Raw genomic sequence first — 23,977 nt, forward strand, 5'->3', positions numbered from 1 at the left:
CAAACACGATATAGGTATTTCCATGTCAAGTAAGCTGGTACTGGTCCTCAATTGCGGTAGCTCTTCTCTGAAATTTGCTATCATCGATCCTGCTAACGGTGAAGAATATCTTTCTGGTCTAGCTGAATGTTTTAACCTGCCCGAAGCCCGCATTAAGTGGAAAATGGATGGCGCGAAACATGAAGCCGCTTTAGGTGCTGGCGCAGCCCACAGTGAAGCATTGAACTTTATTGTTAATACTATTCTGGCGGAAAAACCAGAACTTTCTGATCAAATCACCGCAATCGGCCACCGTATTGTTCACGGCGGTGAAAAATTCACAGCATCCGTCGCCATCAATGATGAAGTGATTCAAGGGATTAAAGATGCGGTTCCATTCGCACCATTGCACAACCCGGCTCACCTGATTGGTATCGAAGAAGCGAAAAAAGGGTTCCCACACCTGACTGACAAAAACGTTGCCGTATTCGATACCGCGTTCCATCAGACCATGCCGGAAGAGGCTTACCTGTATGCCCTGCCATACAACCTGTACAAAGAACACGGCATTCGTCGCTATGGCGCACATGGAACCAGCCACTTCTTCGTTTCCCGTGAAGCGGCAAAAACGCTCAACAAACCGGTTGAAGAGCTGAACGTTATCGTTTGTCATCTGGGTAATGGTGGTTCCATCTCCGCTATCGTTAATGGCCGGTGTGTTGACACCTCTATGGGATTGACGCCACTGGAAGGTCTGGTAATGGGTACCCGCAGCGGTGACATCGACCCGGCTATCATTTTCCACCTGCATGATTCACTGGGCATGAGCGTTGAACAAATCAACAAACTGTTGACCAAAGAATCTGGTCTGCTAGGTCTGACCGAAGTCACCAGTGATTGCCGTTATATAGAAGATAACTATAAAACTAAAGCCGATGCTAAACGCGCGATGGACGTTTACTGCCACCGTCTGGCTAAATACGTCGGCTCTTATTCCGCACTGATGGAAGGCCGTTTGGATGCCATTATCTTTACCGGTGGTATTGGTGAAAACTCCGCACTGGTTCGTGAGCTGGTACTGAAAAAACTGGCTCTGTTAGGCTTTGAATACGATCACGACCGTAACCTGGCGGCTCGCTTCGGTAAATCCGGCGCTATCACGACTGACAACAGCCGTCTTGCTTTGGTGATCCCAACCAATGAAGAATTAGTGATCGCTCAAGACGCAGCGCGTCTGACCGCGTAATAATTTGACCAACCGCCAGCCACTGCTGGCGGTACTATTTTTTGACCAACGAGCAACCGTAAAGAGGTTTCCGTGTCCCGTACAATTATGTTGATCCCTACTAGCACCAGCGTCGGCTTGACCAGTGTTAGTTTAGGTGTAATCCGCTCAATGGAGCAAAAAGGCGTTAGCCTGAGTGTTTTCAAACCTATCGCCCAATCCCGTTGCTGTGGCGCCCAAGATCAAACCACGACAATCATCCGCTCTCATTCCAGCATAAAAACCGCTGAACCGCTGGACATGGCGCATGTGGAATCTTTGCTGACAACCAATCAGAAAGATGTACTGATGGAAAAAATCGTGGCCCTTTACCACGAAAACACCAAAGATGCAGAAGTCATTCTGATTGAAGGTCTGGTTCCAACCCGCAAGCATTCATTCGCCCAATCTCTCAACTATGAAATTGCCAAAACGCTGAATGCTGAAATCGTATTCGTATTGGCGCTAGGCAACGATTCCCCGGAACAGTTGAAAGAACGTGTTGAACTGGCTCGTGCTGAATTTGGCGGCAGCAAAAACCAGAACATTACCGGTGTTATTATTAACAAACTGAATGCGCCGGTTGACGATCAAGGCCGTACCCGTCCTGATCTGTCAGAGATCTTTGATGAATCCTCAAAAGCCACCACATCTAACATCGATCCGAACACGCTGTTTAAAAATAGCCCATTGCCAATCCTGGGTTGCATTCCGTGGAGTTTTGACCTGATTGCAACTCGTGCAATCGATATGGCAAGACACCTGAACGCCCGTATTATCAACGAAGGCGCGATCAAAACCCGTCGTGTGAAATCCGTGACTTTCTGTGCACGCAGCATTCCACACATGTTAGAGCACTTCCGTCCCGGTTCTCTGCTGGTCACTTCGGCTGATCGTCCAGACGTTCTGGTTTCAGCCTGTCTGGCGGCTATGAATGGCGTTGAAATCGGTGCAATTCTGCTAACCGGCGGCTATGCCATCGATGAGCCGATTAAGCAATTGTGTGAACGTGCCTTCAACACTGGCCTGCCAGTCTTTATGGTTGATACCAACACCTGGCAGACTTCCCTGAGCCTGCAAAGTTTCAGCCTGGAAGTTCCGGTAGATGACCATGAACGTATTGAAAAACTGCAAAACTACGTCGCACACCATATCAACAAAGAGTGGATCGACTCCCTGACAGCGAACTCTGAACGCCCACATCGCCTCTCTCCACCTGCATTCCGTTATCAATTAACAGAATTGGCGCGCAAAGCAGGCAAACGCATTGTTCTGCCGGAAGGTGACGAACCTCGTACCGTGAAAGCGGCATCTATCTGTGCTGATCGCGGTATTGCGCAATGCGTTTTACTTGGCGATCCAGAAGAGATCCGCCGTGTCGCCGCTGCTCAGGGGGTAGAACTGGGCGCGGGTATTGAAATTGTTGATCCGGTTGCTGTACGTGAGCGTTATGTTCCACGTCTGGTTGAACTGCGTAAAAGCAAAGGCATGACCGAAGTCGTTGCACGTGAACAACTGGAAGACAACGTTGTTCTGGGTACGTTGATGCTGGAACAGGGCGAAGTTGATGGTTTGGTATCCGGTGCGGTACACACCACGGCAAACACCATCCGTCCGCCATTACAGTTAATTAAAACTGCGCCGGGTAGTTCATTGGTATCATCCGTATTCTTTATGCTGCTGCCGGAACAGGTTCTGGTTTACGGTGACTGTGCAATCAACCCAGATCCGACTGCTGAACAACTGTCTGAAATCGCTATTCAATCTGCGGATTCAGCTAAAGCATTTGGTATCGAACCGCGTGTAGCCATGATCTCCTACTCTACCGGCAACTCCGGCGCCGGTAGTGATGTTGAAAAAGTTCGTGAAGCAACTCGTTTGGCACAGGAAAAACGCCCGGACCTGATCATTGACGGCCCATTGCAATATGACGCCGCAATCATGGCAGATGTAGCGAAATCCAAAGCACCAAACTCACCGGTTGCCGGTCAAGCTACTGTGTTCATCTTCCCTGATCTGAACACCGGTAATACCACCTACAAAGCGGTACAACGTTCTGCGGATCTGGTTTCTATCGGGCCAATGCTGCAAGGTATGCGTAAACCGGTTAACGACCTGTCCCGTGGCGCTTTGGTAGACGATATTGTTTACACCGTTGCACTGACTGCGATTCAATCAGCACAGGGGGAAGCGTAACCGCTTCTTATCCGTAGCAGATTAATCGCTGACAAAGGCTGAATCCTTGTACTTCTCTGGATTTGGCCTTTTTATTTTCTTTTTATTCCCGGAAAGATGCTGGTTTTCTGATGTACCCGGCTGTTATTTTGCTGGCGATACACTTGAAGAAGCCTGGCAAGATGCTAAAAGTGCTATTGAGATACATTTCGCAAAATGAATCAGAAATTTAATCGTGCCGCAGATATGCGGCACTTTATATTTATTTGAAAAAATTTAAGATTGATAATTACAGGGTAACAGAATAGACGTTAAATCCTATTTTTTGGCTTTTTTGGTAACAATACATAAGAAACTTGAGCTTGTATTTTATGTCCTGATAACCATCTGTTAAATTCAACCCCTACCCTATATTCAGCAGGCTTACAGCTACTCACTCTATCACCCGATGTTCCTGTTCTGCCAAGCCCATATGAACCTCCCCCTTCCGCTTTAATTTGACACTGATGTTGAGTTGTAAATTCGTTATATAACCAACCAGATCCTTCTGTACTGAACTCTATAGTAATTTTAGGCTTTTCACTTGTCGGATATGTTTTTGCATAAGTATATTGAGGTGTAATTCCACAATAGCTCGCCTCTGTAACACAAGGGATTGCATTATATCCATTGCGGTCTAATAATATATATTCATCTTTTCCCATTCCTCTATACCAATACTTTGCTGTCGCAGCCTCATCATCCTGATTAAGAGTAAAAGTATTATTTAACTCAATGTCATTTCTCTTTTCAAAATTTTTCACATTCGCTCTAAGTTTGCAATTTCCATACATAGACATCACTTTAGTCTTACTCAATCCATTATAATCTATTGCGTCTTTTACCTGATTTCTAATATTTTCTGGATCTTGCATACATGCCATACTGAAACTACTCATCGCTAATAAAAACGGCGAAATAAAGAAAATCTTTTTATTCAAACTCATGTTTCTTTCCTTACTTGATTTATAGTTTTAACACTAAATGGAACAAAAATTAATTTCGTTATCATCAAACTAATATATAATTTACGATATAAATAATAATTTAAATCACAATTCAGACACAAATAAGAAATCAACAACAATAGGGAATTACAATATAAATCATTTAATTCAATTAGTTATTATTTCCTTTCTTAAGTAAGAATAGATTATTAAATCAAAAAACACAAATTACAGAATCATTAAATTAGAAAAATATCTTACTTAAACACATAAAAATAAATATAGAAAAATTTCAACAATATATAAAATGAATAATTTATCAACATTCACATGTTATATATATAACATCATAACCACTGGTTTTTTATATCATAATAATCTAAATAATTTTCACAAGATTGCAATTATGCTCGATTATAAAATACATAAAAATCAAATAATTATTTATCACTATTGTAAAATATTTTTCAATGAAAGTTTTTCTGCTATCTAACTGAACACAATTAAATACAAAAAACAATTTAATCGTGCCGCATATATGCGGCACCTCACCTTTATAGTTATCTGTGTATATTCAAGATTGATAATTGCATAGTTTCAGCACAGAGAAGCCTATTTTTTCTTTTTCTGTAATAATACATACGCGACCTGGGCTTGTACTTTATTCTTTGATAACCACCCATTAAATATATTTCCTATTCCGCGTTGCTTATATGCAGAATTACAACTTGCCGATGTTCCTGTTACACCAAGCCCGTATGTTCCTCCACCTTCAGCTTTAGTCTTACATCCATTTTTAGTTGTAAAGTCATTATATAACCAACCAGCCTTTTCCGTCTTAAATTCAATAACAACACCTGGTTTTTTATTCGTTAGATAACTTTGTGAGTAAGTGAATTGAGGCGCAATTCCACAGAAACTGTTTTCTTGAACGCAAGAAATTTTCTCGTTCCTATTTTTATCAAATGTTTGATATTCCTTTATCTCCATTCCTCGATACCAGTACATCGATTTTTCTGCCTCATTATCACTATTTGAGGTTTTACTACTCTTTAGCGTAAGTTTATTTGGTGTGTTGTCTTTAACTCTAAGAACACAATTTGTGTATAAAGACATTACTTTGGTTTTTGCCAATCCATTTGCGGTTATTGCATCTTTTACCTGATTTCTAATGTTTTCCGGATCTTTCATACATGCCATACTGAAACTGCTAATAGCTAATAAAAGTGGGGAAATAAGGAAAAATTTTTTATTCAAACTCATATTTCTCTCCTTGCTTTATTTATAGTTTTGGTACCTAATTAGATTAAAATAGATTTCATCATTATATATTAATTAAAGAATGCCATTACAGATAACATAATAAATTAACCGTTGCATTAATCCTTATTGTTATTATCTGCCTTGAATAAGGTAGATTATTTAACTATAAAAAACAAAAACAAATTCCAATATAATTAAATTAAAAAATATGCCATTAGAATATCTACAAAAAATATAGTAACGATATATAAGAAAAAAACCAATAGTGATATGAAAATATTTCTTTTGAAAAACATTTCTCAATGAAAATTTTCTTTGTTATCTAATAGAGTTCTTTATGCAATTTGCATTTATTCTTTAACATTCTATCGAGTGTTATTAGTTATCCCCCCAACAAGGGCGATAAACTTTAACCAAGAAAAAGCACCAAAGCTATAAGACATTCGGTGCTAAAAGAGAGTTTAAAGCTAATAATGACATGGTTATATAACAGATATTAAGGATTAGTTCAGTATAGGTAATTGTATATAAGAAATTGTAACCTCTATTTTAACTGGCTTTTCTGATAGCCAGTTATTAAACTCATCCCCGACCTTATAACCTTTAGGCTCACAATTCGATTCATCTTCTTTCAATGCGCCCATTCCACCCAGTCTATATGATTCTCCTCTTGATTCAACATAAATTTCGCAGTTATGTTTAGTTGTAAATTCATTATATAGCCAGCCAGGTTTTACGGTACTAAACTCTATAACCAATTTTTTATCTTCTCTCATCGGATAGCTCTTCGCGTAAGTATACTCAGGAGAAATTCCACAAAAGCGATTCGGCACATTAACACAAGGAATACTCTTAAACTTATTACTATCAAATAACTTAAATTCTTCTATTCCCATTCCTCGATACCAGTACATCGCTATCTCTGCACGTTCATTCCTATTTTGGGATTTATGATTAGTTAATATAATTCTATTTCCAGTATTCACCGCATCCAATTCGCACTTTTTATACATAGACATCACTTTAGTTTCTTGTAGCCCATAGCTTTTTATTATATTTTCTACCGTTGGATCAATATTACATGCCACACTAAAATGGCTCATAGCTAATAAAGTAAAAATCAGAAAGACTTTTTTATTCAAGCTCATATTTCTCTCCTTGCTTTATTGATAGTATTGATACCAAGAAAAACAAAGATATATTTCATAACTGTTATTAACAAATTCATCTATAATCTTTGTCGACATATAATGACTTAACGTGCAATGCTACTATAAATAAAGAATCAATAACAAAATAACTTCGCAATATAAATTATATCATTTAATTAGTCTCTCTTGTTATTAGCTATCTTAAATAAAGATAGATTGTTAAATCAAAAAACACAAGCGCCAAAATAATCAAATTAAAAATAAAACAAAAACACAAAAAAGACAATTTCAATAACATATAAAATAGATAATTTTTTAGTTGTTACCATATCACATAAATAAAACAATTACCTATTTATTATTCCTAAATAACATATTGGACATCACCCAATTGCAATGATAATTATTCACATAATTCAAAAAATAAAGTATTTATTTATACCTATTGAAAAACATCTAGCAATGATAATTTGTTCTTACCCTTATGGTAATATTCTTTTTGTAGATTATATTCTTATCATATCCAATAAAATATTAACAAATCCATTTTATTTCCAATAACGTTGATCATTTTATTTAAATACATTACCAATAAAAAGCACCGAAGTTATAAACATTCGGTGCAATATATTTCAACAAAAACTATTTATACCTTATAGATTTCAAGATGCATCGCGACGGCAAGGGAGCGAATCCCCGGGAGCATAGAGAACTATGTGACCGGGGTGAGTGAGTGCAACCAACAAAGAGGCAACTTGAAAGATGACAGGTATATAGTTGAAATCTATTTTGCTAACAATACATAAGAAATTATGACATCTATTTTAGCTGGCTTTTCTGATAACCACCTATTAAATACATTTCCTATTCCAACTCTCTGGTATTCTGAATCACAACTTGCCGATGTTCCTGTTACACCAAGCCCATATGTTCCTCCCCCTTCAGCTTTATACTCACACTTATGTTTAATTTTAAAATCATTATATAACCAACTGGGTTCTATTGTACTAAACTCAACAACAACGCCAGGATTGCTATTTGTCAGATAACCTTGCGAATAAGTATATTCGGGAGCAATTCCACAAAAACTTTTGCCTTTAACACAAGGAAGACTTTTATACTTATTCTGGTGAAATGCTTTATATTCCTTTATTCCCATCCCTCTATACCAATACATCGCTTTTTTTGCTTCAGCATCACGATTTGCCGCTTTATTATTTACTAATGTCACTTTATTTGGTGTATCTGCTGAGACTGAAAGTGTGCAATTTTTATACATAGACATCACTTTGGTCTTTTCCAGCCCATTTTTAGTGATTATTTTTTCTATCTTTGGATCTGTCTTACATGCCATGCTAAAACTACTCACTGCGAGCAAAAAAGGGGAAATCAGGAAAACTTTTTTATTTAAAATCATACTTATCTCCTTGCTTTATTCAATTAAGAAATTTAACGTTCAATAGAATAAAAATAAATTTCATTGCTGTTATTAATATACTTATTTTAAAACATATCATTACGGATGACCGATAATAAATCAATCAATTAAATCACTCTCTATTGTTACCACCTGACCTAGATAACGATATGTTATTAAATCATAAAAAACAAAAACAAATTCCAATATGATTAAAACAAAAAATATTTAATTTATATATCAAGACAACATGGCAATAATAAAATGATTATATAACCATTTATACTACAATGGTCAAAAACATATTATAATCGCAATAAAAACACCATACTGATAATAAAACAAAATAATTACTTAGATTAATTCCAAAAATCTAAAATATAATTAAAGAAAATACACATTTCCATAACATTAAAAATATATTTTTGAACAATCGCTACATTTACTTTAAATTAATTTAAATTCAGTTTCGCATAGTCAGTACAACATAATTACTCTACGAGTAAACGGGTTTATCATTCATTGAATTTTTAGTAAGCGGTCAAGCCAGACATCCAACCCGAGACAGGAAAGTTGAATGCACTTCGGTAGGTTAACATCATTATTCACACGCAAATAGGTAGGATACCTCCTTGCCCAATGGGCAGGAGGTAAAGGATATCACGGACGATAACCGACAAAAGCCACGCGCGACAACCTGCGTTCGATTGAGACTAATCGAGTGGTGGACAAGAAGTTCTGCATACGTTCGAACGTCTCTTCACCCTCTATTACGATAAACTGCTCCTTGCGCTTCTCACGCCCGGCACTCCAGCGTTCGCTGAGTTCCACAACGCTTTGTGTCAGGTCCACTTGCATTTCAAGGCAAAGGCCCGCCTCGTTGATCAGTCGCTCATTCAATCCGACTGGGCTATAAAGGAAATAACCTGGCATGCCACGTATCACTATCTCTTCTTTACTGAGCATACCGGTTACCAGAGTAGGATCAGTATACAAAAACCGTCCGCCTGGCTTCAGTAGCCGACACCACTCACTCAGCAAAGCCAGCCGATCGGGAATATGAATTACCGAGTCGATGCACCATAGCGCGTCAAAGGTGCCGTCGGGAAATGGCAGAGGCTGACGAACATCACTGTCGACGAAGTTGCTTCGATCTTCCAGTCCGAAATCTGCCGCAAGTTGCCGGGCAGTAAGGAGGCCGTGAGGATTAATGTCAACCCCCGTCACCCTACAGCCGCTGGTCCTTGCCAAAAACAGAGCCGGCCCTCCAGACCCACTGCATACATCCAGCACATGAGAGCGGTCAGATAATTGAAGCCATTGGGAGAACTTTCTAAACTCATCAGCAGAGGACCAGTTGTTTTGCCCCAGGTCTTCGCCATAAGTCTCTTTGCGTACCTCGGATACCGCTTCCGCAGAGAAACTACCAAAAGCCCGTTCGTAAAAACCAGTGCCAGAGCTTGAGGAGGAAGTTTGCATAGTCATAGATAATGCTCCTAGCGAATAGAATTTAATCGGAAGACAAGGTGTTCAATTGCGGTATCCAGTATCGCATTATCGAGATCCGGATCAAAACAGAACCGAACCGACGCATTGGCCTGAGCCGAGCTTAAGCCAATACCTGTGAGCACATGCGAAGGCTGTAGTTCCGCGGAGTTGCAGGCTGAACCTGACGATATAGCCACCTGATGCAACCCGGATATCAACGCCTCCGAAGCGATACCTTTGAACTGAACGTTCACGACATATGGGGAACTGCAAGAGAGATCGGTATTCAACACTGCGTTCGGCACTCTTTGATGCAGACGAGTGATGAAATAGTCTCTCAATGCGGTGACTTTTGCCTGGCGTTGCATGAGGGTCGACTGAACCATCTGGCACGCAAGGCCAAACCCTACAATCAACGGCGTCGGCAAGGTGCCGCTACGCAAATGATTCTGACCGCCGCCATAGATAAAGGTCCTCAAACGTGCGGCAATACGCGCATCGACAAAAAGTGCCCCGACTCCTTTCGGCCCCCGCATTTTGTGGGCGGAAAATGAAAGCATATCAATTCCCGTTTCCTTGACGTTCATAGGAATTTTGCCGACAGACTGGACAGCATCCACATGTAGCCAAGCGCCTGACCGACGCGTGATTGCGGCGATTTCATCCACCGGCTGAACGGTGCCTAGCTCAGAATTCACATGAGTGACGCTGACGATACGGGTGTCGGCGGTCAGTCTAGTCATGACATCTTCCGGTTTTACCCGACCATTGGCGGCAACCGGCAGATACTCGACAGCAAGCCCCCGACGAGCCAACTCTTTGCCGACGAGCAACACAGATTTGTGGTCGATGGGGCAAAGCAGCGCTCCCGCAGGAGCGCATTCGTTGTGGGCAAAACTCGAAAAAAGAGCGATGTTGTTGGCTTCTGTAGCGCCCGATGTGAAGACGATCTCTTCCGGGCGGGCGCCGATGAGAGACGCAACTTGTTGGGTGGCGTTCTCAATCGCATGCCGGGCACGACGCCCCATCACATGAGCGGAAGAAGCATTGCCGAATTCATGCTCCATATAGAATCGCATGATGTCGACGACCTCTGGAAAGCATGGTGTCGTGGCGCAATGATCCAGATAGATTGTGCCAGTCGGGTTTTCATTGACATTCATAGCGACTCCCTATCAGGAAGTGAAGACGGCAACGTTAACGAGTTTCGAGTAGATCTCTTGCTGCTGCATCTCTCCGCTTCCACCGGGATCTGCAACAATCACCTTCATACCCGAAAGCCCATACAGAGAGAGCGCGGTGCTTACCCCTGTTTTGACCGGTTGGAAACATTCGCCGGGGGCAAAAATCACCAGAAGGCGATGTTGCGCGTTGTAGACCTCAGAGATCATCTCCGTGATCTCTCCCGCACATCCGGTAACACCACAGGTAATGAGAGGACGATAGTCGCCGTTTTCGTCCACAAGAGAAATTTCGGTTCCAGCATCAGGGCCATTGTCGAGAACCCGACGATTTAATAGCCCCGCTTTGACCAACTTATCGGCGCTTTTCTGGAACCGATATTTCAGCCAAGTCTCCGGGTAGGCAATAGGGTGCTTGCGGCTTGCAAGTATGTTTTGTTCAGAGAATTGTCCACTGCGCTCCAAGATAGATTGGTATGAGGCCGGAAGCGCGGAGAATTGCTCGTAGAAGACACGTCTTAATTCGGATGCAGGCCCATTATCGCGCGAAACATATTGCCAATCGTTGATAAGCAACAGAAATTTAATCGCTTCGAATTGGGGATCAAGCTGCTCTGCGATTCGAACACCAAGTTCCCAAGTATATCCTGGAAAGATTCCTACACGTCGTTCAATTTTTTCTCGCATGGGCGAACTATTTTCTTCGATAACCCCCGGTACGAGGCATCCCCGTTCTTCGTCAAGGAAGAGCATGAAATGCCCTGCCATAATGACGAGATCCGGATGTGGAGTATTAGTTACTTCGGCGAGAATAAGGTCGAGTAGCTCAGCCTCGGATTGAACCAAACGGTGGCTGTTTGAGATGTTAATTTGCTGCATATGTGCCTATATTTATATTATTGATTTTATTAGAAACTTAAAGGCTGTATTATAGTTATGGAAACCGTATAACCCATTTTAATTTTCCTGGTGGATTGCTGAATTTCACTCACTATGAACATCCTCCCACACAACAATTATCAATTATCGACTGATAATAGATAATATATTTACATATAATCTACCATACAACAATTAATAATATTAATTATTAAATCTATACCCTGTACTATTTAATATACACTAATAGCCAAGATTAATGTTGTATATCCTTGCCTCGGAGAGACCAAAGGCATTAACTAAAACGGTCAACGATTCAAAATGAATTAAAAAATTTGACGAAAAACAAAATAAATCATCAATAAATTTAATTTAAAATTTAATAAAAGCACCGAGGTCATGAATATCCAATGCTAGATTCGACTAATAATACAGGTAGCATGGAAGCCTATTTGGCATTGAAGGGACTAAACACTTAGCAGGTGAAAATTAATGGACTGAACAAATTCTCAATTGGAAATAGGTCAAAAGAAATAACGCAACTTTGACTAAAATATCTGCAAAGGCAAGCCCCTGCTCGCAAACGATTTGATTATCACCTGAGGTAATTGTTTGATATCCGTTGAATATCGTACAATCAAATGATCCGTTTCGGCTAATATGAGATCACCATTGAAGCCATTTTTCTATCTGTTTCAATTCATTATTTCTTCATTCCTGTCTATGAACGAAAACTCTCTTTTGATATCTGATAACGTTGTTCTTCCTGTGCCTCATTTCTCTTTTTTACGCGCCATAAAATACTTAACAAAATAAACCATAAAGGCGTGACACAAAGTGCAACCAGTGTATCCGGGTCAAAAACCATTACTACTATGGTAAAGATGAAAAAGGTCAGGGTTATCCAAGTCATTAACATCCCCAAAGGCATCTTAAATATTGAACGTTTATGCACATCAGGGCAATTCTTACGATAAACCAAATAGGCAATCAAAATCACACACCAGCTATAAATCACCATAATCGAAGCAACGGTGGATACAATAGTAAACAACTGCATGACATTCGGTATGATAAATAAAAGCGACGTACCAATCACCATACAGAAACAAGAAAACATCAAGCTATGTACAGGAATTGCGGTATTGCGGGAAAGAATTTTAAATTTCTGGTGGGCATTCTTTTCTGTTGATAAGCCATAAAGCATACGTGTACAGGCATATAATCCACTATTAGCAGAGGACATTGCCGACGTTAACACAACAAAATTAACCACTGCGGCAGCGGCAGGCAGACCAGCTAGAGCAAATAGCGTCACAAAAGGGCTGACTTCCGCTGAAATTCGCCCCCAGGAAGTGACAGCAATGATGCTTAACATGGAGAAAATATAGAAAATAATAATTCTTATCGGGATATTATTAATAGCTTTCGGCAATATCTTTTCCGGATCTTTGGTTTCTGCCGTCATCGTGCCAACTAGCTCAACACCGGTAAAAGAAAAAATCGCTATTTGGAAACCGGCAAAAAAACCAAAAATACCATTTGGCAGAAATACCGATGGATCAGTTAAATTATTCACCGAGGCGATCATACCATCCGGTGATTGCCAACCTACCATCACCATACCAACACCAATAATAATCAGCGCTAAAATCGCAATGACTTTAATCATGGCGAACCAGAATTCAGCTTCGCCAAATAAACGGACAGAAAGAAGATTACAAGTACCCAGTAAACCTAGCGTTATAAATGCGGGCACCCAAAGAGAAACGCCGGGAAACCAATATTGAATATAGCCGCCGCATACAACAACATCAGCAATACAAGAAACAATCCAACTCATCCAATAAGTCCAGCCGAGAAAAAAACTGGCTTTGGTACCTAAATAATCGGAAACGAAATCGGCAAAAGAGCGATAATTCAATTTCGTCAGGAGCAATTCCCCCATTGCCCGCATTACCATATAGACAAAAAAACCAACAATCGCATAGGTAATAATGATCGATGTACCCGATACGGCAATGGTTTTTCCTGATCCCATAAATAAACCTGTGCCAATAGCACCACCAATAGAAATCAATTGAATATGACGCGCACTCAGCCCTCTATGAAGCGTTTGTGTATCAGCAAATTTCTCTGCCGAAAGGTTTTGTTGAGTTTTATTGTTTTTAGTCATGATAATACCCGTCCGTCATTAAAGAAGCAGTTGACTGCTAAATCTTCCCAAATAAGAAGTTACCACGGCTTCAGGAAGAAATTAGAGTAATATCTTATTTAATTATTTTTTCATTTAACGCAAGTAACAGTCCCGCCCTTAATCCATTAGCTACCTCAGCATTAGGAAATAAAATAAACTTCGCCGGAAATTTAATTTTCCAATGGCGATCATGTTGGCTGGCGATTTCAAATCCTTCTGGCAATTCGGTAAAATTCAAGGTATCTGTGGGTATATGAAGCTGAAAACTATTATCACTCTTAATAATAGAGTCAATTACCTGATAATGTTTCAATTCAGATTTAATACGTGCAGTTATTGGTGATAAAGAAATTAAATTATAAAGAGCATCATTAATTTTTTGGAATTTGGTTAAATCATTTTCTCCAAAAGGCATTGCTTTACCCATCTCCATCGTACAGCTATCCGCCCCAAACTTTTCACTCAGAAAATGGCTGAAAGTCCTGGCTTTCTCACGATGGTAAACCAGTGCATCAATATCGCTGTCATGCAACCATTGCATAAATTCAGCGGAAAAGGGACGGCTCTTGACAGGCAACAAGGCAAATTGTTCATGGTGAGAAGCACGGATAGCGGTATGCAGATCAATATGCCAGCGAATATTTGTCGACAACACCGAAGGTTCAGCAAAAAAACGACTCACGACATCTTCAAGTTCAGCCGCACGCGATCGCTCATCTCCCTGCGGGAAATCCAGATAACGGCCACTAAACATGCGATTCAAATCATGCTGTAAATAACGTCGATTCGCCCGTATCGCAGGCAAATTACCGAAGATGATCAACAATTTATTTTTTAGTGTTAACGTACCATCCGCCAACTGCGCGAGTAACTGAATCAATATTTCAATGGGCGCGGTTTCATTACCGTGAATACCGGCAGAAATCACCAGAGACCGATTTTCTCCCTCATGGGGAATCAGTTGCAATACCCCTTCTGCCAACCAATGTGCGCTCATTGTCTCTGGAAATGTCAGGTGGTCGGCAAGTTTTTTTTCAAGCAATAATGTTAACAGATCCATATCTGCTCCAATTTAGCGCTGAAATTCATAGATCGACCCTAAATTCAGGATCTGCGTTAGCTCATCCAGAGCGGTATAAACTTCACGAAGTAACTGAGGATCAACCAAATCACCGGCACATAATTCGTCACGATAATGGCGCATTATCCATTCGGTCAAGCGATTGTAGAGCGGCGTATTCAACAATGTTGCAGGATTAACAGCACGAAATTCAGCATCATTGAGTACCACCCTTAGACGCAAACAAGCCGGTCCGCCGCCATTGCGCATGCTTTCCCGCAGATCAAAAACACAAACTTCATTAATCGGTGAAGAGGATTGCGCAATCAGCGACTGTAAATAGCTCCAAACGACAGCATTTTGACGGCACTCTTCAGGAACAACGATCATCATCTTTCCGTCAGTTTTGCTCAACAATTGACTATTAAAAAGATAGGAATTAACGGCCTCTTTAATGCTTACTTGCTCAGACGGCACCTCAATTGAGACAAAATCCTGTCCCAACACCGCCAGTTTCTGCTTAATTTCGGCCAGTGCCTGAGATTGATGAAGATAAGCATGTTGATGATGAAAAAGGACATTTCGGTTACTGACCGCAATCACATCGTTGTGGAAAACACCACTGTCAATGGCGACCGGGTTTTGCTGGACAAAAACGGTTTGCGCCGGATTAAGCTGATGCAGTCGGGCAATCGCTTCACTGGCTTCCAATGTTTGCCGCGCCGGATAATGTTTGGGCACCGGGCCGCCGCGAAACACACTACGGCCATAAACAAACACCTGTACGCCGGGCGTATCATAATCACCGCCAAGGCGATTATGGTTTGCCGCCCCTTCATCACCAAAATCTTCATGTTGTGGAAGCGCCTGATGGTGGACAAAATAGTTTTGGTCAGCAAACGTGGCCTTTAACGCGGCGGCTGTCGTTTCCACCTCCAGCGAACGGTGCAACTTGTTATTCAAATTTGCTACCGTGAAATGAACTCGCTGATCAGCGCTATCCGCCGAAGGCGACACAGTTGCCGCATTTGCCGTCCACATTGATGAAGCAGAACTCAGTTTTGATAATAACACCGGAGAATATTTGGCCGCTTTATGAAGTATCTGCTCATCACTGCCGACAAAACCTAAATTACGTAAGGCAGGGATATTAGGGCGTTGTTGCGGCGGAAGCACTCCCTGAATAAACCCCGCATCAGCCAGCGCTTTCATCTTCATCACACCTTGCAACGCGGCTTTACGCGGATTAGATACGCTATCCTTATTATTAATCGAAGCCTTATTACCCACAGAAAGCCCCGCATAATGATGGGTCAGGCCGACCAACCCATCAAAATTCGCTTCAAAACCAGCCATAAATCCCTCTGAAAAAATTGTATAAATTAAAACCTATTCCGTTAAACGGTTAATCAGGGAAGCAGATCCCCGGCGCAAGCGTCTCAGGTAAAGTAAGTTCGTCGGCAACCAGAGACGCCATCGGCCAGGCACAGTAATCGGCAGCATAATAAGCACTAGGTCGGTAGTTTCCTGACGCGCCAATGCCGCCGAAAGGCGCTTTACTGGAAGCCCCGGTTAACGGCTTATTCCAGTTCACAATGCCCGCTCTGGCATCTTCTGACAGGCGCTGGAACAAAGCAGCATCCGGCGAAATTAAACCGACCGCCAGCCCAAATCGGGTGTTGTTAGCGATTGCCAACGCTTCATCAAATGTGTCATAACGCATAAGCATGAGCAGCGGCCCGAAATACTCTTCATCAGGAACATCAGCGATTTGGCTAACGTCAATAATTCCTGGAGTCAGAAACGTTGATTGCGGCTGACATTGCTCCAGCGAGACCAAAGAGATCCCCCCCAGTTTTTGCAACCGATCTTGAGCTTCCAATATATTTTGCACAGCCTGTAGAGAAATGACTCCACCGATGAACGGCTGAGGTTGGGCATCCCAATGGGATGGCACGATCCGTTCTGTCACCTCCACCAGACGCTTAATCACCGCATCTCCGTGCACGCCATTTTTCACCAACAATCTGCGGGCGCAAGTGCAACGTTGACCGGCGGAGATAAATGCTGATTGCACAATGGTGTAAACCGCGGCATCAATATCGTCGCAACCATCGACGATCAATGCATTATTTCCCCCCATTTCAAGCGCCAACATCTTCTCCGGCTGACCGCCAAGCACGCGGTGAAAGTGAAAGCCGGTGTTGGCGCTCCCCGTGAACAGCACGCCATCAATCTGCTTATCCTCCAGCAATGCAGTCCCGGTACTGCGCGCTCCCTGAACCAGATTGAGCACACCGGCGGGCAAACCCGCTTTTTCCCATAGTTTTACCGTCTCTTCCGCGGTCATCGGCGTCAATTCACTTGGTTTAAACACCAGCGTATTACCCGCAATAAGCGCAGGAATAATATGACCATTAGGCAAATGCCCGGGAAAGTTATACGGACCAAAAACCGCCATCACACCATGAGGACGGTGACGCAGTAAGGCACGGCCATCTGGCATAATCGTTTCTGATTCACCGGTACGCTGTTCCCACGCTTCGATAGAAATAGCCGCTTTACCTATCATGGATTGTATTTCAGTCCGCGTTTCCCATAACGGTTTACTGGTTTCCTGACTGATAACACGAGCAAGCGTCTCTTTCTCCTCATTCAGTAAAGCCGCAAACGTCTGAACGACTTTAATCCGCTCACTGGCGGGCAAATGCGACCAGACATAAAACGCCTCGCGGGCAACATGACAAGCGGCTCTGACCTGAGAAGCATCAGCGCTGTTAGCTTGCCACAGAATCTGTTGATCTATTGGGGAAAATTTAGTTATTGACTCACCCTGCCCCGCAATCCATCTTCCCCCAATGTAATGTGCTTTATAATTCATGTTTAATTTTCCTTTGGAAAGAGACTAACCAGTCGAACCTGCTCCCCATCGCTTACTTGAAGCGCATCCATCTCAGCGGTTGTTAAAAACAGTTCATTACTGTCACACGCCACATTTAATAAAAGCGCTCGGAATTCACTAAACTGCTGATTGGCAACGATGCAAGAAACACCATCATCTCTGGTCACTGATGCTGCTTTACTAACAGGAACGAGACGGCTCTCTTTTACCGCACGTATCCGGTCAATCTCAGCCTGTAATAAAGCGCCGCCATCAAAAATATCGATATGGCCTTGATAGGCAAGACCTTCTTTTTCAAGAATGGCCCTCGCAGGTACAGTTTTTTCATGGACCTGCCCAATCACCTTCTGCGCCTCAGCCGATAATAAGGAGATATAAATAGGGTGAAGGGGCATGAGCTCTGCAATAAAGGTTTTCGATCCAATACCGGTTAAGTAATCTGCCTGAGAAAAAGGAATACCAAAAAAATGTTGTCCCAATGAATTCCAGAAAGGGGAATTTCCTTGCTCATCTGCAACTCCCCGCATTTCAGCGAATATAATTTTAGAAAAAATATCCCTAAATGCGGCGATAAAAAGAAAACGAGCTTTGGAGAGAAATGTTCCATTTTTCCCCTTCTGATATTCTGGATCGAGAAACAAGGTACATAATTCACTGTTACCGGTCTGATCTTGCTCCAAAGTTAACGCTTCAATAGATTTATAAATCCCCAATTCACGTGATGAGCGAACGGTTTTTTGTACCCGAAAGTTATAAAACGGCTCTTCCAGCCCAACCGCCACTTCGATGGCACTGACACCCGCCACCCGATTCACACTGGTATCTTCCAGCACAAAAAGGAATCCCTGTTGAGCCCTGGACAGTTTTCCATCAAAAGTATCAACGCTACGCGCAATACGTGCGCGTAGCTGCTCCAGATTATTGGGAAAAGATGTCAAACCTATACCAGCGCGTTGAGATAAAGACTGAACCCCATTTAAGTCACTATGCCGGACAGCTCGGAAAAGCATCATAACGTCACCTTCAACTTACTATTAACCTATAAACCTTACTATTAACCGACAAACCGCATGATGGCGCTTTCAAGACGAGCCAGACCTTCATCGATATCAGCAAAGTCGATATTTAATGCCGGCGCAAAGCGCAATACATCTGGACCCGCGATTAAGGCCATTAACCCCTCCTCTGCGGCCAAATTAGTTAATTGCTTCGCCTTACCCTGCCAAGCCTTATCCAATTCAGCGCCTAAAAGCAGCCCCTTACCGCGCAAACAACTGAATATTCGGCAACGCTGATTCAGTTTCGACAATTTATCCATGAAGTAATCATGACGTTGCAAAACGCCGGTGAGCAGTTCTGGCTGATTAACAATGGAAAGCACCTTATTGGCAACTGCTGCCGCCAAAGGATTACCACCAAACGTAGTACCATGCGTTCCAGGTTGAAAAACCGCTGCAATATGCTGTTTTGTTAACATGGCGCCGATAGGAAAGCCGCCGCCGAGACCTTTAGCACTGGTAAGAATATCAGGCTCAATACCATATTCCTGATAAGCATAAAGATACCCTGTACGACCTACCCCAGTTTGAACTTCATCAAAAATAAGCAACGCTTGAAAACGATCACACAAAGTACGTAATTCCTGCAAGAACGCAGGATCTGCGGGAATAACACCGGCCTCACCGATAATAGGTTCGACAATAACCGCACAGGTATTTTCAGAAATGTGTTCTCTAATTGCCGATAAATCATTATAAGGAAGATGGGTAATTCCTTGCGGCAGGGGGGCATAATCTTGTGAATATTTTGGCTGCCCTCCTACTGTAACGGTAAATAATGTTCTCCCATGAAAAGAGTCTTTAAACGAAATAATTTCACTCTTATTTTTTCCATATTTATCAGAGGCATATTTTCTGGCTAACTTTAATGCTGCCTCGTTAGCTTCCGCTCCTGAATTACAGAAAAATGCTTTATCAGCAAAAGTACCTTCCACGAGTTTTTTTGCTAATTTTAGGACAGGTTCATTGGTGTAACCATTACCTATATGCCATATTTTCTCAATCTGAGAAATTAACTCGTCCTTTAATTCAGGATGTGCATGCCCTAATGAATTAACGGCAATTCCACCTGCAAAATCGATATATTCCTTACCATCCTGATCCCATACTTTCGAACCTTTGGCCCGAACAGGTATGAACCTGGCAGGAGAGAAACAAGGAACCATATAGTGATCAAACCAACTTCTCTGAATATTTTCTAACATAGATCATTTCCCCTTAAAATAGAGAGTACACGGACGAAAGAAAGTAATATACCCCGCATCATTTTCATCTCATACTTACACAACTTATTAATGTATGCCGAGGAAAAGGTTTACCAAACTGAAACCTAAAAATCCTTAAAAATAATAGAATTACAGGATCTTTTTAATATTATTCTTATTAATCCCATGACTATTCCCAAAAATAGCTGCACAGCCACTAGACAGATACTGTTGCCCGCCTTTAACAAAGTCAACACAAGTTATACACAAAAAAAACACTTTTTGATCTCGTTCAAAATTCCAAAAAGTATTTTTATGCACAATTTATGCACTTTAAATGAATAAAAAGTGAATAAATTGTGCATAAATGAAATCTGATACATATAGATGAAAAGAATAAATAAATAATTATTCATTAATAACGCTAGGAATTTATTTACTTAAATGTAAAATAAAATTTGACGTAATTTAACTTTTAAAAACCAGAGTAAACCGATAACCCAAAACAACAAAAGAAGTGAACAATCTGACAATAATTTAATGTAGAATTAACTATCCAGTTAAGAAAATTGACTATATCCAAATGCTCTTAAATTTCAGACAACAATAATACCCCTGCCTATTGAGATTATTTTTCACAAATTGACTTTATTGTACCCTACCTCAATGATTTACTTAGATTAGAGAAACAGGTAAAGCCTTTTCAAGTGAAAACTATTCAATAGAGATTATCACTTTCCTCAATCTTATTTTTATCCAGAAAAAACCGAAATACAATTTATACCGAATGATCATACCGACGCAAAAAAAATTCATTACTTCTTAACATATTAGCATTATGAAACTTTTCCATCACAACTGATCACCAACTCTCTATTCAGAGTTTAAACTAATTACTTTACTGACTTGATAAAGAATTGATAAAGAATTGATATACGGTACTGCTTTACGATTGAAACAACAGATATAATCTTTACCATCAATTTATCACTCTAAATAAGAAACCTCTTTTAATTTCCTGAAATTTTCATTGAAAAACACATAACTGCATTATTAAAAGTGGAATCATCATGTGAACTTATTATATATAAACGTTAAATCACGCTACATTTTATTTTCTTTATACTAGTATCAAACCTATATTATTGAAAACCATTGAATATTTTTAAATACAAACTAAAACTTTACATTTAATTATAAAAAATTTTATTTTGGCAAACACCAGTAAAATTAGCCATCTATTCTAAACAATAGATACAATATTAATCCCGAATACGACTTATTCAATATTTACAAAATCATTCAACACATCAAATTATAAAAAACATAAGATTAAGTTGAAAAACAATTTATTAGGAATTATTTTAATAAAATTAAGATAATATCGTTAATGTAAATAGAAAAAAGGACCAATACAAGCTAGAACTAATTTGATCACTTATTAAAAATGCTGAATTACCTGAATCGATTGAGGATATGCCACAGGCAGTCAAGGATAGTATGAACTTATTTCGCATCATTTACAGGAGTAGAATATATGACTTTAGATTTTAACGGTAAGGTGGCAATCGTTACCGGCGGTGCTATGGGTATTGGTGCTGCAATCTGCCGCCGACTGGCTGCAAACGGCGCAAAAGTTGTCGTGGCCGATCTCGACGGCAACGCAGCTCAAGCTCTTGCCAATGACCTTGATAAGGCTATCGCCATTCAGCTCGACGTCTCCCAAGCATCTGCGGTAGAGCGCTTAGTGGCTCAAACAGTAGAGACCTTTGGAGCACTACACCTGGCAGTCAACAACGCAGGGATAGTTGGCTCGTTTCATCAGACCGTAGATTATCCGTTGGATGATTGGCATCAGGTCATCAATGTCAACATGCACGGCGTGCTGTACTCAATGAAGTACGAGATCCCCGCGATGTTGGCTTCCGGCGGTGGTGCGATTGTTAACATGGCCTCGGCCGCAAGTAGTGTTGGTCTCGCCAACTCGATTGCATACGTAGCAGCCAAGCATGCGTTGCTAGGTATGACAAAGACCACCGCGCTGGAATACGCTACACAAGGGATTCGGATCAACGCCGTCGGCCCTGGTTACATCGACACGCCGTTGATGTCCAAGATCGACACCAATGTAGTCCAAGAAGCGATCAAGCTTCAGCCTATCGGCCGCCTCGGAACACCAGATGAAGTCGCTGCACTAGTTTGCTTCTTATTATCTCAGGATGCGTCTTTTATCACCGGTAGTTTCCACCCCATTGATGGTGGATATACCGCGCATTAACATCCTTAATATCTTAGGTTTTAACGGAGCATCATCATTCAGCTCTAAGCCATATTAAAACCGGGCAAAGCAGACAGTAGCCTCCTTTAGCCGTAATAAGCCTGACAAGGAAATTATTGTCGCTTTGTCCGTATCAGCTTTTTAGATCAAAATGCACTTAGATTGTTTGTAACAAATTGACCATACAGAGTCTTATCTTAACTATCAATTTGTAATTCCAGATAAGATATTTCATTTTAGTTTTTATTTCTTAAATAATTTCCTTTCATTTTCTGCAATTTTCATTAGCAAACACTGAATTTCATCATTAAAAGCGAAACAGTTATCTGCATTTATTATGCATGAATACTAACTCAGATTATACTTTATTTCACCCCATTATTACCAAACAAAATTATTAAAAAAACATCAAGCAAGCCAAAAAAATTAAATTTAATTATAAGAAATTTTATTTTTAATAATCTATAAAAAACAAACAATACATTCTAAAAAATTGACATAACATTAATTAAAAATATAGCTTATTCAATATTTACAAAATAATCCAATATGCCGAATCACAAGAAAATATAAGACTAAGTTGAAAAAATATTTATTAGACGTTATTTTACGACAATATAGAAAAAAAACCAATGCAAACTAAAACTAATTAGTTTGTATCATTCACTTACAGGAGTAAAATATATGACTTTAGATTTTAATAATAAGGTAGCAATCGTTACCGGCGGTGCAATGGGTATTGGTGCTGCAATATGCCGCAGACTAGCGGCAAACGGTGCAAAAGTCGTCGTGGCCGATATCGACGGCAACGCAGCTCAAGCCCTTGCCAATGACCTTGATAATGCTATCGCCATTCAGCTCGACGTCACCCAAGCGTCCGCGGTAGAACGCTTAGTGGCCCAGACGGTAAAGACCTTTGGGGCACTACATCTGGCAGTCAACAACGCAGCGATAGCCGGCCCGCTCCATCCAACCGCGGACTATCCGTTGGATGATTGGCATCAGGTCATCAACACCAACATGCACGGTGTGCTGTACTCAATGAAGTACGAGATCCCCGCAATGCTGGCTTCTGGTGGTGGTGCAATTGTTAACATAGCCTCGGCCGCAAGTAGTGTTGGTCTCGTCAACTTGATTGCATACGCAGCCGCCGGGCATGCAGTGCTAGGCATGACAAAGACCGCCGCGCTGGAGTATGTAAAACAAGGGGTCCGGATTAACGCCGTCGGGCCCGCTTGCACCGACACACCAATGTTATCTAGGCTCGACACCAATGTAGTCCAAGAGATGATCAATGATCATCCTATCGGCCGCCGCGGAACACCAGATGAAGTCGCTGCACTAGTTTGCTTCTTATTATCTCAGGATGCGTCTTTCATTACCGGTAGTTACCACCTCGTTGATGGTGGATACACCGCGCATTAACTTCCTTAATATCTTAGGTTTTAACGGAGCATCATCATTCAGCTCTGAACCATATTAAAACTGGGCAAA

The 23,977-nt window shown here is 41.1% G+C and carries 17 protein-coding genes and 1 pseudogene; 5 read left to right on the forward strand and 13 right to left on the reverse strand.

The window, feature by feature from the left end:
- Window positions 1-22 precede the first annotated feature (22 nt).
- The 3 genes and pseudogenes from ackA to B0X70_RS15685 form a co-directional block, all read left to right on the forward strand.
- Window positions 23-1,225 carry an acetate kinase gene (gene ackA, locus B0X70_RS15675; RefSeq protein WP_217469763.1) on the forward strand — a complete coding sequence of 401 codons (1,203 nt, stop codon included), beginning with the start codon at window positions 23-25 and terminating at the stop codon, window positions 1,223-1,225.
- 87 nt (window positions 1,226-1,312) lie between these two features.
- Window positions 1,313-3,439: a phosphate acetyltransferase gene (gene pta, locus B0X70_RS15680; RefSeq protein ID WP_036781401.1), complete on the forward strand. Its 2,127-nt coding sequence runs from the start codon at window positions 1,313-1,315 to the stop codon at window positions 3,437-3,439.
- Window positions 3,440-3,512: 73 nt separating this feature from the next.
- A pseudogene (locus B0X70_RS15685) lies at window positions 3,513-3,629 on the forward strand (type II toxin-antitoxin system HicB family antitoxin); the annotation flags it as partial.
- 100 nt (window positions 3,630-3,729) lie between these two features.
- Here the strand turns inward: B0X70_RS15685 and B0X70_RS15690 are convergent.
- From B0X70_RS15690 to astC, 13 genes are all read right to left on the reverse strand, one after another.
- A complete protein-coding gene (locus tag B0X70_RS15690) occupies window positions 3,730-4,404 on the reverse strand; it encodes a hypothetical protein (RefSeq protein ID WP_217469764.1) in 675 nt (224 codons plus the stop codon).
- A 612-nt stretch (window positions 4,405-5,016) separates the two neighbouring features.
- Window positions 5,017-5,667, reverse strand: a complete 651-nt coding sequence (locus B0X70_RS15695; RefSeq protein WP_036811938.1) for a hypothetical protein — start codon at window positions 5,665-5,667, stop codon at window positions 5,017-5,019.
- Between the two features lie 503 nt (window positions 5,668-6,170).
- Complete coding sequence (locus B0X70_RS15700) at window positions 6,171-6,815, reverse strand: hypothetical protein (protein WP_036811941.1); 645 nt, start codon at window positions 6,813-6,815, stop codon at window positions 6,171-6,173.
- Window positions 6,816-7,602: 787 nt separating this feature from the next.
- Window positions 7,603-8,235, reverse strand: coding sequence for a hypothetical protein (locus B0X70_RS15705; protein WP_036775883.1), 633 nt, complete (start codon window positions 8,233-8,235; stop codon window positions 7,603-7,605).
- A gap of 660 nt (window positions 8,236-8,895) precedes the next feature.
- Window positions 8,896-9,720: a class I SAM-dependent methyltransferase gene (locus B0X70_RS25590; protein ID WP_036775882.1), complete on the reverse strand. Its 825-nt coding sequence runs from the start codon at window positions 9,718-9,720 to the stop codon at window positions 8,896-8,898.
- Window positions 9,721-9,731: 11 nt separating this feature from the next.
- A complete protein-coding gene (locus tag B0X70_RS15715) occupies window positions 9,732-10,886 on the reverse strand; it encodes a cysteine desulfurase family protein (RefSeq protein ID WP_217469765.1) in 1,155 nt (384 codons plus the stop codon).
- Window positions 10,887-10,898: 12 nt separating this feature from the next.
- Window positions 10,899-11,783, reverse strand: a complete 885-nt coding sequence (locus B0X70_RS15720; protein WP_217469766.1) for an LPD16 domain-containing protein — start codon at window positions 11,781-11,783, stop codon at window positions 10,899-10,901.
- Window positions 11,784-12,504: 721 nt separating this feature from the next.
- On the reverse strand, window positions 12,505-13,959 hold the full coding sequence (locus B0X70_RS15725) for an amino acid permease (RefSeq protein ID WP_217469767.1): 1,455 nt from the start codon (window positions 13,957-13,959) through the stop codon (window positions 12,505-12,507).
- Between the two features lie 94 nt (window positions 13,960-14,053).
- Window positions 14,054-15,040 (reverse strand): succinylglutamate desuccinylase, encoded by a 987-nt coding sequence (astE, locus tag B0X70_RS15730; protein ID WP_217469768.1) that lies wholly within the window; start codon window positions 15,038-15,040, stop codon window positions 14,054-14,056.
- A gap of 12 nt (window positions 15,041-15,052) precedes the next feature.
- Window positions 15,053-16,396, reverse strand: a complete 1,344-nt coding sequence (astB, locus tag B0X70_RS15735) for an N-succinylarginine dihydrolase (RefSeq protein WP_036811957.1) — start codon at window positions 16,394-16,396, stop codon at window positions 15,053-15,055.
- Between the two features lie 49 nt (window positions 16,397-16,445).
- Complete coding sequence (astD, locus tag B0X70_RS15740) at window positions 16,446-17,921, reverse strand: succinylglutamate-semialdehyde dehydrogenase (protein ID WP_217469769.1); 1,476 nt, start codon at window positions 17,919-17,921, stop codon at window positions 16,446-16,448.
- A gap of 2 nt (window positions 17,922-17,923) precedes the next feature.
- A complete protein-coding gene (gene astA / locus B0X70_RS15745; protein WP_229001395.1) occupies window positions 17,924-18,952 on the reverse strand; it encodes an arginine N-succinyltransferase in 1,029 nt (342 codons plus the stop codon).
- A 44-nt stretch (window positions 18,953-18,996) separates the two neighbouring features.
- Window positions 18,997-20,205: an aspartate aminotransferase family protein gene (gene astC / locus B0X70_RS15750; RefSeq protein WP_040152084.1), complete on the reverse strand. Its 1,209-nt coding sequence runs from the start codon at window positions 20,203-20,205 to the stop codon at window positions 18,997-18,999.
- A 1,537-nt stretch (window positions 20,206-21,742) separates the two neighbouring features.
- Between astC and B0X70_RS15755 the strand changes: the two genes are divergently transcribed.
- Window positions 21,743-22,483 carry an SDR family NAD(P)-dependent oxidoreductase gene (locus B0X70_RS15755; protein WP_217469770.1) on the forward strand — a complete coding sequence of 247 codons (741 nt, stop codon included), beginning with the start codon at window positions 21,743-21,745 and terminating at the stop codon, window positions 22,481-22,483.
- A gap of 684 nt (window positions 22,484-23,167) precedes the next feature.
- Window positions 23,168-23,908: an SDR family NAD(P)-dependent oxidoreductase gene (locus tag B0X70_RS15760; RefSeq protein WP_217469771.1), complete on the forward strand. Its 741-nt coding sequence runs from the start codon at window positions 23,168-23,170 to the stop codon at window positions 23,906-23,908.
- The last annotated feature ends 69 nt before the right edge of the window (window positions 23,909-23,977 follow it).

The organism is Photorhabdus akhurstii, assembly GCF_019090985.1.
Taxonomy (GTDB): domain Bacteria; phylum Pseudomonadota; class Gammaproteobacteria; order Enterobacterales; family Enterobacteriaceae; genus Photorhabdus; species Photorhabdus akhurstii.